This window comes from Rhizomicrobium sp. (assembly GCA_037200045.1).
Taxonomy (GTDB): Bacteria; Pseudomonadota; Alphaproteobacteria; order Micropepsales; family Micropepsaceae; genus Rhizomicrobium.
Genome location: JBBCHM010000001.1, coordinates 2,639,954 through 2,654,791, shown reverse-complemented (window position 1 = coordinate 2,654,791; position 14,838 = coordinate 2,639,954). Strand labels below are relative to the sequence as shown.

Genomic DNA, 14,838 nt, shown 5'->3' with positions numbered 1-14,838 from the left:
CTGCTGTTCCACCTGGTGCTCCTGATCGCGGCGAACCTCTTCCTGCCCATCGCCATCGCGTCGGGATTCGCGCGCGCGCCCCAGGACGGCGTCGCCGTCTGGCTGATCGGGCTGTTTGTCGTCTCCATCGGCCTGCCCTTTTTCGCGGTCGCGGCGAACGCGCCGCTGCTGCAGGCCTGGTTCGCCAGGACGGCGCGGGGCGGCAATCCCTATTTTCTCTATCGCGCGTCCAATCTCGGCTCCTTCGCCGTCCTGCTCGCCTATCCCGTCGCGATCGAACCGGCTTTCGGGCTGGCGGCGCAGTCGCGGCTGTGGAGCATCGGATACACGCTGCTCGCCCTCGGCATCGCCGGCTGCGGCGCGCTCGCCCTGCGCGCCGGTTCGCGCGCGGAACCGCACAGCGAAGTCCGGGCCGCGGCGCCGGGCTGGCGCGACCGCGCCGCCTGGACGGTTCTCGGCCTCATACCGTCGGGCCTGTTGGTCGCGGCGACGGCGCATATTTCCACCGACGTGGCCTCCGCGCCGTTCCTGTGGATCGCGCCGCTGGCGCTCTATCTGCTGACCTTCGTTCTTGCGTTCAGCGAACGCCCGCCGATCCCGCTCAAAATGGCTGCTGGCGGTCCAGCCCCTCACGCTGGCGGTCCTCGCTTTGCTGTTCCTGTGGGCCCCGACATTCCCCTGGGGCGTGTCGCTGTTCGCGCACCTGACCGCGTTCTTCGTGGCGGCCATGATCTGCCACACAATGCTGTTCCGCCGCCGGCCGGCCCTGCCCGGCTGACGGAATTCTATGTCTGGATGTCGCTGGGCGGCGTGATAGGCGGGATTTTCCACCGCCCTCGTCGCGCCCGCGATCTTCGACAGCGTCGTCGAATATCCGCTTCTGCTGCTGGGCGCTTTCGCGATACGGCCCGATCTGCGCGGGCTTGGCGCGAAGACCTGGAGGCTGGACATCGCGCGCCTGCTGGTCCTCGCGGCCGTCCTGGGCGCGCTCTATGCCGCGCTCGATGCCTATCGTCCGGCCTGGGGCTATACCTTCTATGCCGTCGGCATCATCACGGCCGCGACCGTCACGGCCGTGTTGTTCCGCAAGCCCGGGCTCCAGCTGGGGTTGGCCGCGATCCTGTTCACCCTGATAAGCGCCTTCCCGCCCGGCCAGGACGTGATCTATCGCGGCCGGTCGTTCTTCGGCGTCTACAAGGTGCTGGCCAAGGACGGCGGCCGATACCACCTCCTCGTTCACGGAACGACGGTGCATGGCGCGGAGCGGATGCGCGACGACGACGGCAAACCGCTGACCGGGCCGCCGGCGCCGCTCAGCTATTATTTTCGCGGCGGTGCGCTGGGCGATGCGATCGAAGCTGCGCGCGCCACGGGTAACGTCCATCGCGTCGCCGTGGTCGGGCTCGGCATCGGCGCCCTGTCCTGCTACCGCCATGCCGGCGAGGCCTGGACGATCTACGAGCTGGACCCGCTGATGGAGCGCATCGCGAAGAACCCCGCCCTGTTCCGCTCGTTCTCCGTCTGCGCACCCGAACATTCCGGTGGTGCTCGGCGACGCGCGCATGACGCTGAAAGACGCGCCGGGCGGCATCGATCTTCTGGTGCTGGATGCGTTCGCCTCCGATTCGGTGCCGGTCCATCTGCTGACGCGCGAAGCCTTCGCGCTGTATCGGTCGAAGCTGTCGCCGCACGGCATCGTCGTGTTCCATATCTCCAACCGCAATCTGGAGCTCGCCGGCGTCGTGGCCGCGTCGGCCGCCGCCAACGGCATGCCGGTCGCGATCCGCCGGTCGCACGGCAAGCTTTCCGTCGACGCGACCCCGCCGGAAGTGGCGTTGGCGGCGCAAAGCCCAGGCGACCTGGCGGCGCTGAAAACTCGGTTCCGCCTGGAAGCCCGTTCGCCCCACGCCGGGGTTTCGCACCTGGACCGACGACTATTCCAATATCCTGGGCGTGCTTCTGGAGCGGTTCGCCGCACGGCATTAGGATGGGCGCATGCCCAGCGTCGCCGATATCCGCAAAATCGCCCTCGCCCTCGACGGGGTGAGCGAAGTCGATCACTGGGGACGGCCGAGCTGGCGCACCAAGAAGCGCATCTTCGCGGTGCTGCGGCCGGACGGGCTCTATCTCAATCTCGACGAGGAGCGGAAGGAATTTCTGTTCGCCGCCGACCCCAAGGTGTTCGTCAAATACATGTGGGGCAAGACCGCCAATGTGATCGTGCAGATCGACAAGATTTCGAAGCGCGAGCTGGAAGCCTTGATCCGCGAGGCATGGACGAAGAACCTGCCGCCGCCGCCCAAGACCAAGGTCAAGAAGGCAACGTCGCGATGAACCGCAGCATGTCGGCGTAGAGCGTCGTGCGGTGGCGCAAGGCCCTGGGCCAGCGACAAGATGATGCCGAGATGGCCGATGCCCTGGTATTCGATCAGCTCGACCGCGTTGCCGGAGGCGACCCAGGCGCCGCGCGAACCGTCGCGAATTGCCGGCGCCGACCGTGGTGTCCCTGGTGCCGTGCGCCAGCAGCATGGGCGGCGCGCCGGGCGCGACGTGCTTGATCGGCTGCGTCGCCATCTCGCGGGCGCCGCCGAAAATGTCGATCAGCACCGGATCGTAGAGCGGCAGGAAGTCGTAGGGCCCGGCCAGACCGATGACGCCGCGGATCGCGGCGGGCGAAAGGTCCACCGCTTTCAGATAGCTCGGATTCACCGCCAGCATCGCGGCGATATAGGCGCCGGCGGAATGGCCGCTGACGACGATGCGGTCCGGATCGCCGCCCTCCGCGCCCGCCCGTTCGCGCAGGAAGCGAAAGGCCAGCGCGCCGTCCTCGACGAAGGCGGGGTATTTGACCTGCGGATAGAGCCGGTAATCGGCGACCGCGGTGACGATGCCTTGGCTGGCGAAGGCCTGGCCCAAGGCGCGGTAGATCGCCTTGGAGCCGCTCTGCCAGCTTCCGCCATAGAAGAACAGCAGGACCGGCGCCGGCGCCTTCAGCCCGTCGGGGACGTAGAGGTCGAGCCTCTGGCGGGGATCCGCGCCATAGGCGAGGTCGGCCAGCACCCGATAGCCCGCGCGCGGCAACCCGGCTGTTGATGAGCGGCAGGGCGAGCTTCAGCGCGCCGTCGCGGGCGGCAAAGACGAGACGTTCCAGGGCGCGGGCGACAGGGTTCGGCATGGGAACTAGAAATACAATTCTATCAAAGACTTAGATCGGATCGGCGGCAATATACCATGTCGTCATTGCCCGGCTTGTCCGGGCAATCCATTTTTCTCGTCCAAGAAAATTGGATCGCCCGCATAAAGCGGGCGATGACGGGGCAAGGGAAAAGAAACCCCCGTTGCACAGGGCGCCCGCATCCGCTAAAAGCCGCGCCTTCGCGGGCTCTTCCCAGATCACGAGCCTGAAAAGCCCAAGGAATTCCAGATCATGCGCCAGACCCAGGAACTCGTCGCCCAGCCGCGCAGCGGCACCGGCAAGGGATCGGCCTTCCAGACCCGCCAGCAGGGCCTCGTGCCCGCGGTGGTCTATGGCGGCGACGCGGCGCCCGAGAACGTCTCGGTCGACTACCGCACGCTGGAGCGCGCCTTCCAGACCGGCCGCTTCACGACCTCGCTCGTCATGCTCGACGTCGCCGGCACCAAGACGCGCGTGATCCCGCGTGAGGTGCAGGTCGATCCGGTGACCGACCGCCCGGTGCATGTCGATTTCATGCGGCTCGGCGAAGGCGCCAAGGTGCGGCTCGCCATTCCGGTGCAGTTCCGCAACCAGGGCGACTCCCCCGGCCTCAAGAAGGGCGGCGTGCTGAACATCGTGCGCCACGAGATCGAGCTGATGTGCCCGGCCGAGAGCATCCCCGAAGAGATCGTCATCGACCTCGCCGGCCTGGACATCCATGACACGGTGCACATCAACTCCGTGAAGCTGCCCGAAGGCGTCAAGCCGATCATCCCGCGGCCGCGACTTCACCATCTGCTCCATCGTCGCGCCGACCAGCGTGCTCGAAGAGCAGAAGGCCGCAGCCGCCGCGGCTGCCGCAGCCGCCTCCGCCCCGGTCGCCGAGGAAGGCGCCGCCGCCGAAGGTGCCGCCCCCGCCGCGGGTGCCGCGCCGGCCGCAGCCGGCCAAGGCTCCGGAGAAGAAGTAACCTCGCGCGCGGGCGCAGGACGCTTCCATGGCCGACACGCCTCTCCTCATCGCCGGGCTCGGCAATCCCGGCGCGGAGTATGCGCGCAACCGCCACAATGTCGGGTTCATGGCGGTGGATACGATCCAGGCGAGCTATCCGTTCGCGCCGTGGCGGGCGCGGTTCCACGGCCTGGTCAGCGAAGGCACGCTCGGCGGGCGCAAGACGTATCTCCTCAAGCCCACCACCTTCATGAACGAGAGCGGACGGTCGGTCGGCGACGCGATGCGGTTCTTCAAGCTGCCGCTGTCGGCCATCGTCGTGATGCATGACGAACTCGATCTGGCGGCGGCGAAGCTGAAGGTGAAGACCGGCGGCGGCGATGCGGGCAACAACGGCGCGCGCTCGATCACGGCGGCGATCGGGCCGGACTATCGCAGGGTGCGGATCGGGATCGGCCATCCGGGCGAGAAGCACCGCGTGATGGGTCATGTGCTGGGCAATTTCAGCAAGACGGACGAGGATTGGCTGGTGCCGCTGCTGTCGGCGCTCGCCGAGGCCGCGCCGCTGCTGGCCAAGGACGACGATGCGGGGTTCATGAGCCGGGTGGCGCTGATCCTGAAGCCGCCGGCGAAGAAAGAGAAACCGGCGAAGCCGGAATGATTCACGCGGAGCCGCGGAGAACGCGGAGTTACAATCCTCCGCGACTCCGCGTCTCCGCGTGAGTCCGTTCAGAGAGAGAGAAGGTAGATGGGCTTCAAGTGTGGAATTGTCGGGCTGCCGAATGTCGGCAAATCGACGCTGTTCAACGCGCTGACGCAGACCGCGGCGGCGCAGGCGGCGAACTATCCATTCTGCACCATCGAGCCCAATGTCGGCGACGTGGCGGTGCCGGACCCGCGCCTGGAGACGCTGGCGAAGGTCGGCAAGTCGCAGGAGATCATCCCGACCCCGCATCACCTTCGTGGACATCGCCGGCCTGGTGCGCGGCGCGTCGAAGGGCGAAGGGCTGGGCAACCAGTTCCTCGCCAACCATCCGCGAAGTGGACGCCATCGCGCATGTCCTGCGCTGCTTCGAGGACGACGACATCACCCATGTCGAGAACCGGATCGATCCGGTCGGCGATGCCGAAACAGTCGAGACCGAATTGATGCTGGCCGACCTGGAGAGCCTGGAAAAGAGAATCAAGCCCCTGGAGAAGAAGGCCAATTCGGGCGAGAAGGAAGCCAAGGAACAGCTCGCGCTGATGATGAAGGGCCATCGTGCTCTTGCGCGAGGGCAAGCCGGCGCGGGCCGCCGCGCTGACGGCGGAAGAGCGCGCTGCCGTTCTCGCAGCTCGGGCTGATGACCTCCAAGCCGGTGCTCTATGTCTGCAATGTCGACGAGGGTTCGGCGGCGACGGGGAACAAATATTCGGGCCGCCGTCGAGGTGATGGCCAGGGCGCAGGGCGCCGGCACGGTGACGATCTCCTGCCGCATCGAGGAAGAGGTCGCGCAATTGCCGGCCGGCGAGCGCGAGGAATTCCTGTCGAGCCTTGGCCTCGAAGAGCCGGGTTTGAACAAGCTGATCCGCGCCGGCTATGCGCTGCTCGGCCTGCTGACCTTCTTCACGGTGGGACCGAAGGAGGCGCGGGCCTGGACCGTCACGAAAGGTTCGCGCGCGCCGCAGGCGGCGGGCGTGATCCACACCGATTTCGAGCACGGCTTCATCCGCGCCGAGACCATCGCCTTCGCCGATTACGTCGCCAATAACGGCGAGGCCGGCGCGCGCGACGCGGGCAAATTCCGCCTGGAAGGCAAGGACTACGTCGTGCAGGACGGCGACGTGATGCACTTCCGGTTCAACGCATAGCTTTCCTCCCCCGTGTTTACGGGGAGGTGCCGAGCGAAGCGAGGCGGAGGGGGCCAACGCCGGCACGGCCCCCTCCGTCACGCCTCCGCTGCGCTACGGCGTGCCACCTCCCCCGCAACAGCGGGGGAGGAAAAGGGCGGCGCGACCCAAATTGCCATGCTAACAATCCCTCCGTAGCAATCCCGGGAGGAATGCCATGGCCCTCAACGGCAAGATGGAAAAATTAACGATGAGCGACGGCGCGGAGATCGGCGTCTATCGCGTGCAGCCCACCGGCGCGCGGCGCGGCGGGCTGGTGCTCATCCAGGAGATCTTCGGCGTCACCGAACACATCATGGAATTGTGCGACGGCTATGCCGCCGACGGCTACGAAGTGCTGGCGCCGGCGCTTTACGACCGCGAACACCCGAACTTCCAGGCGAGCTATTCGCCGGAGGACATTCAGATCGGCATCAAGCTGGCGCGGGCGGAGCATCCGTTCGACCTTTCCGTCGCCGACGCGCAGACCTGCATCGACGAGCTGAAGACGCGCGGGCCGGTGTTCATCACCGGCTATTGCTATGGCGGCAGCGTGGCCTGGGCGGCGGCGGGACGCTGCACCGGCCTCGCGGCGGCATCGGGCTATTACGGCGGCACGATCGGGCAGATGATTCACTTGGAACCCAAATGCCCGACCATCCTGCATTTCGGCGAGAAGGATCACGGCATTCCGCTGGAGGTCGTGCGCAAGATCGAGGCGGCGCATCCCAAGGTGAAGGTCTATGTCTATCCGGCCGGCACGGGTTCAACTCCGACCGCCGCACCGACTACGACGAGGCCTGCGCCAAGCTCGCCAAGGAGCGCACGCTGGAGCTGTTCCGGGCCAATGGCGGCTGACGGAACCGCGATCGTCGCCGTGTAAGCGCCGGCATCTTCGAGGATGCGTCGCTTAACACGACGCGGCGGCGGAACTTTTACGCATGGGCCGGGGTTAATGATGGAACCAACCAAGGCTCGAAAATGAAAACCCTATTCGCTTCCATTGTTGCGTTGACGCTCCTGTCCGGTTCGGCCGCGAGCGCGGCGGGGATCGGCGTCCATGTCGGCGGCATCGGCATCGGTGTCGGCGTCCATGGCCATCACCATCGTCACGGCTGCCGCAGCTGGGGCTATCGTCATCACCAGCGCTATTGCCGCGGGTATTGATAAGGTCTCGTAGGGCTGGCCGCCTGGGCCCGGCCCTATTTTGCGTGAGCGACGCGGTGCATCGGCGCGCCACATGGCTGCGACCGAAGCCAAGTCACAGCAGCATCTGCAGTTTACCGGCCCGGGCGGCGTTTCGACGTCCGGCACGACGGCAAGCGAAAACGGGCGCTCATTGCGATCCATCGCCCGTGACGTCGTAACCGCAATATGCATGTCGTCTGGCAAGGGAAAGCTCAAATTGCCGGTGTGAAGCCGGCGGTCGGTTCTCCGATGAAACGGGTGTGCGGACGGCCTTCGAAGGCGATCGCCGTCGCCTCGCCTGAACTTGCCGTGCGGCGATCGACGAGGACTGCGACCACGGCCCGCGACTGATCGGCAGGGGCCGCCACATAGGGACCGGCTATCGTCCCGTCCATGCGCGGCACTTTCTCGGGATCGAGCCACGCCACCGGCGCGAAGCCAGCGCCGACGTCCCAATAACCATATGGCCGCTTGCCCAGCAGCGAAGCGAGCCCCGCCTGCATCGGAAACATGTTGCCGCCGCCGTTACCGCGTAGATCGATAACATACCGGCAAATCCCTTCGGCACGGAACCGACGCAGGGCATTGCGCAGGACCGCGACATAAGCCGCGTCGTCCGCCGCCGAACCGTCATGACCCGGCAGGGCCAGGTAGCCGATGCGGTCGCGCATGAGGTTGGTCACAGGCAGCATGCCGAAGGCAGCGCCGCGCGCGGTGCCGGCTGTCTCGCCGTACGTCATGGCTTTCCACCGCGCCGAGCCGATCAAGAAGGTGTGCTTCTCGCCGAGGCTGCCGATAAGGAATTGGATGGCGGGTGCCGTGTCGCGCGGCTTCCGCGCACCGGGCACCATGGCGAAAGCCTTGTCTTCGAGCGACGGCCAATCGACCTTGCCGGCGGTTGACGTGATGCTGTTTCAGCACATCGACCACGGCGGAGAGCATGTCGAAGGCGGCTTGCGACATCGCCGGCGGCTTGTCATGAGCCGACCCACCGCTTGCGGCAAAAAAGATCAGGAGCGCGGCGAAGACGGGATAGAGTGCCCTCGCCATGTCGCCCCTTACCGCAGCGCGGCCTCGATATTGCCGCCGTCGACGGTGATCACGGCGGCGGTCGTCTTCTCCGCATGCGCCAGATAGACGAAGGCTTCGGCGACTTCGCTGGCATAGACCTCGCGGCCGAGCAAATTGCCCGACATGTAGCTTTCCTCCGAAACGCCGCGCGCCTTGGCGCGGGCCGCCACCATCTCGTCGGTCAGAAGGCCGGAGCGGATGCGGTCGGCGTTCACCGCGTTGGCGCGGATGCCGTCCTTGCCGTGGTCGAGCGCGTATTGGCGCACCAGGAACAGCGTCGCCGCCTTGGGCAGGCCATAGGGGCCGAAATCCTTGCCGGGGTTCACCGCCTGCTTGGACGTGTTGAACAGCAGGCAGCCATAGGTGCCCTGCAGCTTCATGATCCGCACGGCGTGCTGCGCCACCGACTGGTGCGCGAAGAAATTCAGCTCGAAGGATTTGCGCAGCACCGCGTCGTCCACGCCGCCGATGGCGCCCTGCCAGGCCGCGCCGGCGTTGGAGACCACGATGTCGACGCCGCCGAAGGCTTCCACCACCTTGTCGAACGCCGCCGTCACCGAGGCCGGATCGGTCACGTCGCACTGGATGGCGAGCGCGTGGCTGTGCACCGCCTTGGCGGCCTTGACCGCCATGTCGTGGTCGCGGTCGAGGATGGCGATCTCCGCCCCCTCCGCCGCCATGGCGCGCGCGGTCGCAGCCCCGATGCCCGAGCCGCCGCCGGTGATGACGCAGACCTGGCGGGCAAGCGGCTTCTCCGTGCCCTTGCCGAGCTTGGCCTGCTCCAGCGACCAGTATTCGACCTCGAACATGTCGTTCTCGGAGATGCAGCGATATTCGCCGATGGCTTCCGCGTCGGTGATGACCTCCACCGTGTTCTCCGCGATGTCGGCGGCGATGGCGGCGTCCTTCGCCGAGGCGCCGACGCCGAACAGGCCGATGCCCGGCACCAGGATCACGCGCGGCAAGGGATCGAGCTCCTTCTTCTTCGGCGTGGAATGCTCGTTGTTGCGGCGGAAATAATCGTGATAGCGCGCGACGAAGGCCTCGACGGCTTCGTGCACGTCCTTCCTCCAGTCGTCGAGCTTGTGCGCATCCGGCGCGGGAACGACCAGCGGCCAGTTCTTGGTGCGGATCGTGTGGTCCGGCGTCACCACGCCGACCTGGGAATAGCGCGCAAGCTCGGCGCCGTTCACATAGTCCAGGATCGCCGGGCTGGTGCGGAAGCAGAGGATCTGGCGCTTGACCGTGCCGGCCATCGGATTGCGCGCGATGGCGACGGCGCCGCGCAGGATCGGCGCGATTTGCGGCACGCTCGCCAGATGCGCCGGCAGGGCGGCGGATTTGCGCGCCTTGCGCTGACGGGCGAGGCGCTCCTCGGCCAGCGTGACGAACTCGATCATGCGCTCGTAAGCCTGTTTCGCGTTCTCGCCGACGGTGAAGATGCCGTGCTGGAGCAGAACGAGGCCCTGGACCGACGGGTTCCTGTCGAACACGTCGGCCACCGATTTGGCCAGCGCGAAGCCGGGGATCGTGTAGGGCACATAGGCGACGCGGTCGCCATAGACCTCGCGCACCACCGCCTCGCCGTCGGGCTGATCGGTCAAGGCGAGCACGGCGGTCGAATGGGTGTGGTCGATGAATTTGTGCGGCAGGAAGGCGTGCAGCAGCGTCTCGACCGACGGGTTCGGCGCCGAGGAGTCGAGCAGGTTGATGCGCTGGAAATTGACCATGTCCTCGTCGGACAGTTTGGGCAGCTTGCGCAGGCGGCGCAGCTCGGCCAGGCGCACGGCGGGCAGGCCGGCGGGCTCGATATTGCCCATGTCCCAGCCGGAACCCTTCACGCAAATGACATCGACCTCTTCGCCGAGCTGGTCCTTGGCCTTGGTCTTGACCGAGGTGTTGCCGCCGCCATGCAGCACCAGGCGCGGGTCGGAGCCGAGCAGGCGTGTCGTATAGGTGCGCAGCGCGAGATCGGCGCCGACGCCCTTCTCGCCATAGCGCGTCACGAAATCATCGGCTTCGGAATCGGACCAGCGGGACTTCATCGTCGTTCAACCACCACATCTTGGGGCCGTAGAACCGGCCGGAACACATCGTATTGTTTTCGAGATCTCGGTGAGAGTCCCCGCCGCCCAACACAGGGCCATCAGGCGGCGGGGAAGAGGCTGCGTAGGCCCTGCTCCGTTGCCGCGCAAGTCCCCTTCTCGGTGATGAAACCGGTCACGAGGCGCGCGGGCGTGACGTCGAAACCGGGGTTCGCCGCTTGAGAACCGGGTGCCGCGATCTCGACCGTCTGGATGGTTCCAGATGGGGTGCGGCCGGTCATTTTCAAGACCTCGTCGGCGGAGCGTTCCTCGATCGGGATGTCGGCGCCGCTCGCCAGCGTCCAGTCGATGGTCGAGGACGGCAGCGCCACGTAGAACGGCACGCCATTGTCCTTGGCGGCGAGCGCCTTCAGATAGGTGCCGATCTTGTTGGCGACGTCGCCATTTGCCGTAACCCTGTCCGTCCCGACGATGGCGAGGTCGACCTGGCCGTGCTGCATGTAATGCCCGCCGGCATTGTCGGCGATGATGGTGTGGGCGACGCCATGGGCGCCAAGCTCGAACGCCGTCAGCGAGGCGCCCTGGTTGCGCGGGCGGGTCTCGTCGACCCAGACATGCAGCGGAATGCCTTCGTCATGCGCCATGTAGATCGGCGCCAGCGCCGTGCCCCAGTCCACCGTCGCCAGCCAGCCGGCGTTGCAATGGGTGAGGATGTTGAGCTTGCGGTTCTTCTGGCGGTGCAGGTCGCGGATGATGTCGAGGCCGTTCCGGCCGATGGCTTCGCACATCGCGGCGTCCTCGTCGGCGATGGCGGCCGCTTCGCGCCAGGCCAGGGCGGCGCGTTCTGCGCGCGGATGGTTGCGGATCGCGTCGCGCATGCGCTTCAGCGCCCAGCGCAGGTTGATCGCGGTCGGGCGGGTTTCGGCCAGCCTGTCGTGGGTGGCGGTGAGGTTCTCGTCGGACGGGTCGGCGCGCACGGCGAGCGCCAGGCCGTAAGCCGCGACCGCGCCGATCAAGGGCGCACCGCGGGTGATCATCGCCTTGATGACGTGCGCCGCGTCGTCGGCGGAGGTGAGCGTCAGTGTGACGAACTCGAAGGGCAGCCTGGTCTGATCGATGATGCCGAACGCATCCTCGCCGACCGGCCAGACGGAGCGGTAGTGCTTGCCGTGGATTTTCATGGGGCGGTGTTTAGCGGGAAATGTCGGCGGGCTCTAGCGCACAGGAGCCCTCCCGTTTACGGGAGGGTACGGATCAGTGCGGCGCCGTCGCCTGCATCGAGGCGAATTTCGAGAAGCCCTCGAACCACGCCGCCAGTTTCGGCCGGCCCTCGCGCCAGGCGAGGTCGGCATAGCGGAAATCGAGATAGCCCAGGGCGCAACCCGTGGCGACCTCGCCGATGGTCGGCGTCTCGGGGAATTTCATGCGCTCCAGCGCGTCGAGGCCGGCCGTCACGGTCGTCATGTGGCGGGCGATGTGGTCCTGGTTCGGGCGTTCCTCCGGCACAAGCCGCTCGTAGCGGCAGCCGACCGCGGCATCCATGATGCCGTCGGCCAGCGCCTGCAGCCCGAGCGCCCGCCAGCGGCCCGAGACGCTGCGCCAGATCGTCATGCCGGGAAAAAGCTTCCCGCCGCCGATATTGTTCAGGTATTCGCAGATCACCGCCGAATCGAACAGCGCCGAGCCGTCGTCAAGGATCAGGATCGGAATCTTCTTCAGCGGGTTGATGCGGCGGATGCTTTCGTCGTCGCGGGCGTTGGCGACGACGATCTCCTCCAATTTGAGATTCAATTCGTGCGCGACGACGCGGCATTTGCGCGCGAAAGGCGAGGCGGGGTTGGTGTAGAGCTTCATGATCATCCCTCGAAGGCGAGGCGCGATAACCTCTCCCGCTCGCGGGAGAGGTCGGCGAGCGGAGCGAGCCGGGTGAGGGGCAGCGGCGCCAAGCTTCGCCCCTCACCAGCGAAAACTAAGCACTTGGCTGCGCTGCGCTCCGCCAAGTGCAAGTTTTCGCGTCCTCTCCCGCGAGCGGGAGAGGAAAATCAATGCCCCTCATACGCCACCAGCGTCGTCACCTGCTTGCCGAGCTTGCGGATCTTGTCGGCGCCGCCGAGGTCGGGCAGGTCGATCACGAAGGAACAGCCGATCACGTTCGCGCCGGCGCGCTCCAGAAGCCTTATCGCCGCCACGCAGGTGCCGCCGGTGGCGATCAAATCGTCGACCACGATGACGTTGTCGCCCGGCTTGACCGCGTCGGTGTGGATCTCCACCCGGTCGGTGCCGTATTCGAGGTCGTAGTCCTCGCCCAGGACGGTGAAGGGCAGCTTGCCCTTCTTGCGCACCGGCACGAAGCCGGTGGAAAGCTGATGCGCCACCGCGCCGCCCAGGATGAAGCCCCGCGCCTCGATGCCCGCGACCTTGTCGATGCTCATGCCGGCATAGGGCTGCACCAGCTCGTCGACCGCGCGGCGGAAGGCGCGCGGATTGCCGAACAGGGTGGTCACGTCCCGGAACATGATGCCGGGCTTGGGGTAATCCGGAATGGTCCGGATGGTGTCCTTGAAGTTCATGGCGGGGGCGGGCCTTTGAGGCTTACCGCAATCCCTTAGAGGATTTTGGCGCGCGATCCAAAGAAAAACGCCGGATCGCGATTCAGCGGCGCTTTTTCGCCCTGGGCTTCGCTTTCGGCCGTGACGCGCGTTTCGGCAGTATGCGCCCCGCCACCGCGTCGAGCTTGCGGATCAGGCGCGTATCGCGCTGGGCGGGGGCGGTCATGATCGCGGTGTCGAGCACCGATTCGATCACCGGCGACGGCGTGTGGATCGGGCCGAGCTTGCCGGCCACGTTCATGATCAGCTTGCGCGCATGCTCGGCATTGGCGTGCATGATCTTCACCACGGCATCGACCGTCACATGGTCGTGGTCGGGGTGCCAGCAATCGTAATCCGTCACCATGGCGACGATGGCGTAGGGCAGCTCCGCCTCGCGGGCGAGCTTGGCCTCGGGCATCGCGGTCATGCCGATCACGCTGCAGCCCCAGGAACGGTAGAGATTGCTCTCGGCCAGCGAGGAGAATTGCGGACCCTCGATGCAGATATAGGTGCCGCCGCGGGCATAGGCGATGCCCTCTTCCGCGCAGGCGATGTCGAGCGCGTTGGCGATATGGCCGTCGACCGGATGGGCCATGGAGACATGCGCCACCAGGCCGGGGCCGAAGAAGCTTTTCTCGCGCGCGAAGGTGCGGTCGATGAACTGGTCGGCGATCACGAAAGTGCCGGGCGGCAGTTCTTCCTTCAGCGAACCGCAGGCGGAAACCGAGATCAGGTCGGTGACGCCGGCGCGCTTGAGCACGTCGATATTGGCGCGATAGTTGATCGTCGACGGCGTCTGGATATGGCCGCGGCCGTGGCGTGGCAGGAAGACGAGATCGGTGCCCTTGTAGGTGCCGAACAGGAGCGCGTCCGACGGCGCGCCCCAGGGCGAGGCGATCTTCTTCCAGCGCGGATTTTCGAGGCCGGGAATGTCATAGACGCCGCTGCCGCCGATGACGCCGAGGACGGTGGTGGTCATGGGGTTGCTTTTAGCATGCCTTCCTGCGGTGTCACGGCCCGCGAATGCGGGCCGCCCAGGTGATCACAAGGTCATCGTCAAAAATGAGGACGCCGGAGCGAACTTTCAGCGTTCACTCCGGCGTCAACTGGGTGGCCCGCATGCGCGGGCCATGACAGCTGGGTTGCGTCTAGTGCGCCTCGTCCTTCCAGACCTTGCGGTAGGACAGATAGAGCAGACCCGAGAGCACGATCAGGAACAGCATCACGCCGACGCCGATGCGGTGGCGGTCGTCCAGATGCGGCTCGCTGGTCCAGGCCAGGAAATTGGCCACGGCATAGGCCTCGTCGGCGATTCTGTTCGGCGCACCGTCGGCGAAGGTCACCTGGCCGTCGGCCAGCGGCGGCGGCATCGAGATGTTCCAGCCGATGAAGTAGGGGTTGTAGTACTTGTTCGCCGTGACGGTGAAGCCCTTGGGCGGCGTCTCGTGGAAGCCGGTCATCAGCGAATAGACATAGTTCGGGCCGCCGGCGCGCGCCTTCTCGATCAGCGAGAGGTCGGGCGGCAGCGCCCCGCCATTGGCGGCGCGGGCCGCTTCCTCGTTCGGGAAGGGCGGCGGGAAGGTGTCGGCCGGCGTGCCGGCGCGGGTGAGCGGATTGCCCTTGTCGTCGACCGTGTCGCCCTTGTCGTTGGGGCCGGCGAGCACCTTGTAGGCGCCGGCGATCGCCTTCATCTGGACGTCGGAAAAGCCGGGGCCGCCGGATTCCGAGAGGGTATGGAAGGCGACGCGGTTCAGGCTGTGACAGGCCGAACAGACTTCCTTGTAGACTTGGAAGCCGTGCTGCAGGTCGGCCTCGTTGAACTTGCCGAACGGGCCTTCGAACGACCAGCCCTGGGGCGGCGACTTGAGCGGCGCCTGGTCGCCGTCCGCGCCAAGCGCGGGAGCGGCGGAAAGGCCGAGCAGGAGGCCGGCTACGAGTGCGAAGCGCATG

The 14,838-nt window shown here is 66.5% G+C and carries 14 protein-coding genes and 1 pseudogene; 6 read left to right on the top strand and 9 right to left on the bottom strand.

Going from position 1 to position 14,838, the window contains the following annotated elements; translation table 11 throughout:
• Positions 1–601: 601 nt before the first annotated feature.
• Positions 602–1,771 (bottom strand): hypothetical protein, encoded by a 1,170-nt coding sequence (locus WDM86_12900; GenBank protein MEI9990930.1) that lies wholly within the window; start codon positions 1,769–1,771, stop codon positions 602–604.
• A gap of 224 nt (positions 1,772–1,995) precedes the next feature.
• Between WDM86_12900 and WDM86_12895 the strand changes: the two genes are divergently transcribed.
• Both WDM86_12895 and WDM86_12890 read left to right on the top strand, forming a co-directional pair.
• On the top strand, positions 1,996–2,334 hold the full coding sequence (locus WDM86_12895) for an MmcQ/YjbR family DNA-binding protein (protein MEI9990929.1): 339 nt from the start codon (positions 1,996–1,998) through the stop codon (positions 2,332–2,334).
• A gap of 78 nt (positions 2,335–2,412) precedes the next feature.
• Positions 2,413–3,093 carry a hypothetical protein gene (locus WDM86_12890; protein ID MEI9990928.1) on the top strand — a complete coding sequence of 227 codons (681 nt, stop codon included), beginning with the start codon at positions 2,413–2,415 and terminating at the stop codon, positions 3,091–3,093.
• A 112-nt stretch (positions 3,094–3,205) separates the two neighbouring features.
• Here the strand turns inward: WDM86_12890 and WDM86_12885 are convergent, their stop codons facing one another.
• Entirely contained in the window at positions 3,206–3,979 is a 774-nt protein-coding gene (locus WDM86_12885) for a hypothetical protein (GenBank protein ID MEI9990927.1), read from the bottom strand.
• Between the two features lie 191 nt (positions 3,980–4,170).
• Here WDM86_12885 and pth point away from each other — a divergent pair, with 191 nt between their 5' ends.
• From pth to WDM86_12865, 4 genes and pseudogenes are all read left to right on the top strand, one after another.
• A complete protein-coding gene (pth, locus tag WDM86_12880) occupies positions 4,171–4,785 on the top strand; it encodes an aminoacyl-tRNA hydrolase (protein MEI9990926.1) in 615 nt (204 codons plus the stop codon).
• A gap of 87 nt (positions 4,786–4,872) precedes the next feature.
• Positions 4,873–5,975, top strand: a pseudogene (gene ychF, locus WDM86_12875) (redox-regulated ATPase YchF).
• 196 nt (positions 5,976–6,171) lie between these two features.
• Entirely contained in the window at positions 6,172–6,876 is a 705-nt protein-coding gene (locus tag WDM86_12870) for a dienelactone hydrolase family protein (protein ID MEI9990925.1), read from the top strand.
• Positions 6,877–6,974: 98 nt separating this feature from the next.
• Positions 6,975–7,160, top strand: coding sequence for a hypothetical protein (locus WDM86_12865; GenBank protein MEI9990924.1), 186 nt, complete (start codon positions 6,975–6,977; stop codon positions 7,158–7,160).
• Positions 7,161–7,393: 233 nt separating this feature from the next.
• Here WDM86_12865 and WDM86_12860 read toward each other — a convergent pair whose 3' ends face one another.
• The 7 genes from WDM86_12860 to WDM86_12830 form a co-directional block, all read right to left on the bottom strand.
• The gene (locus WDM86_12860; GenBank protein ID MEI9990923.1) at positions 7,394–8,032 is read right to left on the bottom strand and encodes a S41 family peptidase; all 639 of its coding nucleotides are present in this window, start codon (positions 8,030–8,032) and stop codon (positions 7,394–7,396) included.
• A gap of 207 nt (positions 8,033–8,239) precedes the next feature.
• The gene (locus tag WDM86_12855) at positions 8,240–10,297 is read right to left on the bottom strand and encodes a bifunctional aldolase/short-chain dehydrogenase (GenBank protein MEI9990922.1); all 2,058 of its coding nucleotides are present in this window, start codon (positions 10,295–10,297) and stop codon (positions 8,240–8,242) included.
• Between the two features lie 101 nt (positions 10,298–10,398).
• A complete protein-coding gene (mtnA, locus tag WDM86_12850; protein ID MEI9990921.1) occupies positions 10,399–11,478 on the bottom strand; it encodes an S-methyl-5-thioribose-1-phosphate isomerase in 1,080 nt (359 codons plus the stop codon).
• A gap of 73 nt (positions 11,479–11,551) precedes the next feature.
• A complete protein-coding gene (locus tag WDM86_12845; GenBank protein MEI9990920.1) occupies positions 11,552–12,151 on the bottom strand; it encodes a glutathione S-transferase in 600 nt (199 codons plus the stop codon).
• Between the two features lie 188 nt (positions 12,152–12,339).
• Entirely contained in the window at positions 12,340–12,867 is a 528-nt protein-coding gene (locus WDM86_12840) for an adenine phosphoribosyltransferase (GenBank protein ID MEI9990919.1), read from the bottom strand.
• Between the two features lie 82 nt (positions 12,868–12,949).
• On the bottom strand, positions 12,950–13,867 hold the full coding sequence (locus WDM86_12835) for an S-methyl-5'-thioadenosine phosphorylase (protein MEI9990918.1): 918 nt from the start codon (positions 13,865–13,867) through the stop codon (positions 12,950–12,952).
• A 169-nt stretch (positions 13,868–14,036) separates the two neighbouring features.
• Entirely contained in the window at positions 14,037–14,837 is an 801-nt protein-coding gene (locus WDM86_12830) for a cytochrome c1 (GenBank protein MEI9990917.1), read from the bottom strand.
• Position 14,838: the final 1 nt, after the last annotated feature.

What these genes read in the sequence shown, in the direction of transcription:
- WDM86_12900 (MEI9990930.1), bottom strand. Translation starts at nt 1,771, where the DNA reads ATGCCGTTGGCGGCGGCCGACGCGGCCACGACGCCGGCGAGCTCCAGA.
- WDM86_12895 (MEI9990929.1), top strand. Translation starts at nt 1,996, where the DNA reads ATGCCCAGCGTCGCCGATATCCGCAAAATCGCCCTCGCCCTCGACGGG.
- WDM86_12890 (MEI9990928.1), top strand. Translation starts at nt 2,413, where the DNA reads ATGCCCTGGTATTCGATCAGCTCGACCGCGTTGCCGGAGGCGACCCAG.
- WDM86_12885 (MEI9990927.1), bottom strand. Translation starts at nt 3,979, where the DNA reads ATGGAGCAGATGGTGAAGTCGCGGCCGCGGGATGATCGGCTTGACGCC.
- pth (MEI9990926.1), top strand. Translation starts at nt 4,171, where the DNA reads ATGGCCGACACGCCTCTCCTCATCGCCGGGCTCGGCAATCCCGGCGCG.
- WDM86_12870 (MEI9990925.1), top strand. Translation starts at nt 6,172, where the DNA reads ATGGCCCTCAACGGCAAGATGGAAAAATTAACGATGAGCGACGGCGCG.
- WDM86_12865 (MEI9990924.1), top strand. Translation starts at nt 6,975, where the DNA reads ATGAAAACCCTATTCGCTTCCATTGTTGCGTTGACGCTCCTGTCCGGT.
- WDM86_12860 (MEI9990923.1), bottom strand. Translation starts at nt 8,032, where the DNA reads ATGGTGCCCGGTGCGCGGAAGCCGCGCGACACGGCACCCGCCATCCAA.
- WDM86_12855 (MEI9990922.1), bottom strand. Translation starts at nt 10,297, where the DNA reads ATGAAGTCCCGCTGGTCCGATTCCGAAGCCGATGATTTCGTGACGCGC.
- mtnA (MEI9990921.1), bottom strand. Translation starts at nt 11,478, where the DNA reads ATGAAAATCCACGGCAAGCACTACCGCTCCGTCTGGCCGGTCGGCGAG.
- WDM86_12845 (MEI9990920.1), bottom strand. Translation starts at nt 12,151, where the DNA reads ATGAAGCTCTACACCAACCCCGCCTCGCCTTTCGCGCGCAAATGCCGC.
- WDM86_12840 (MEI9990919.1), bottom strand. Translation starts at nt 12,867, where the DNA reads ATGAACTTCAAGGACACCATCCGGACCATTCCGGATTACCCCAAGCCC.
- WDM86_12835 (MEI9990918.1), bottom strand. Translation starts at nt 13,867, where the DNA reads ATGACCACCACCGTCCTCGGCGTCATCGGCGGCAGCGGCGTCTATGAC.
- WDM86_12830 (MEI9990917.1), bottom strand. Translation starts at nt 14,837, where the DNA reads ATGCGCTTCGCACTCGTAGCCGGCCTCCTGCTCGGCCTTTCCGCCGCT.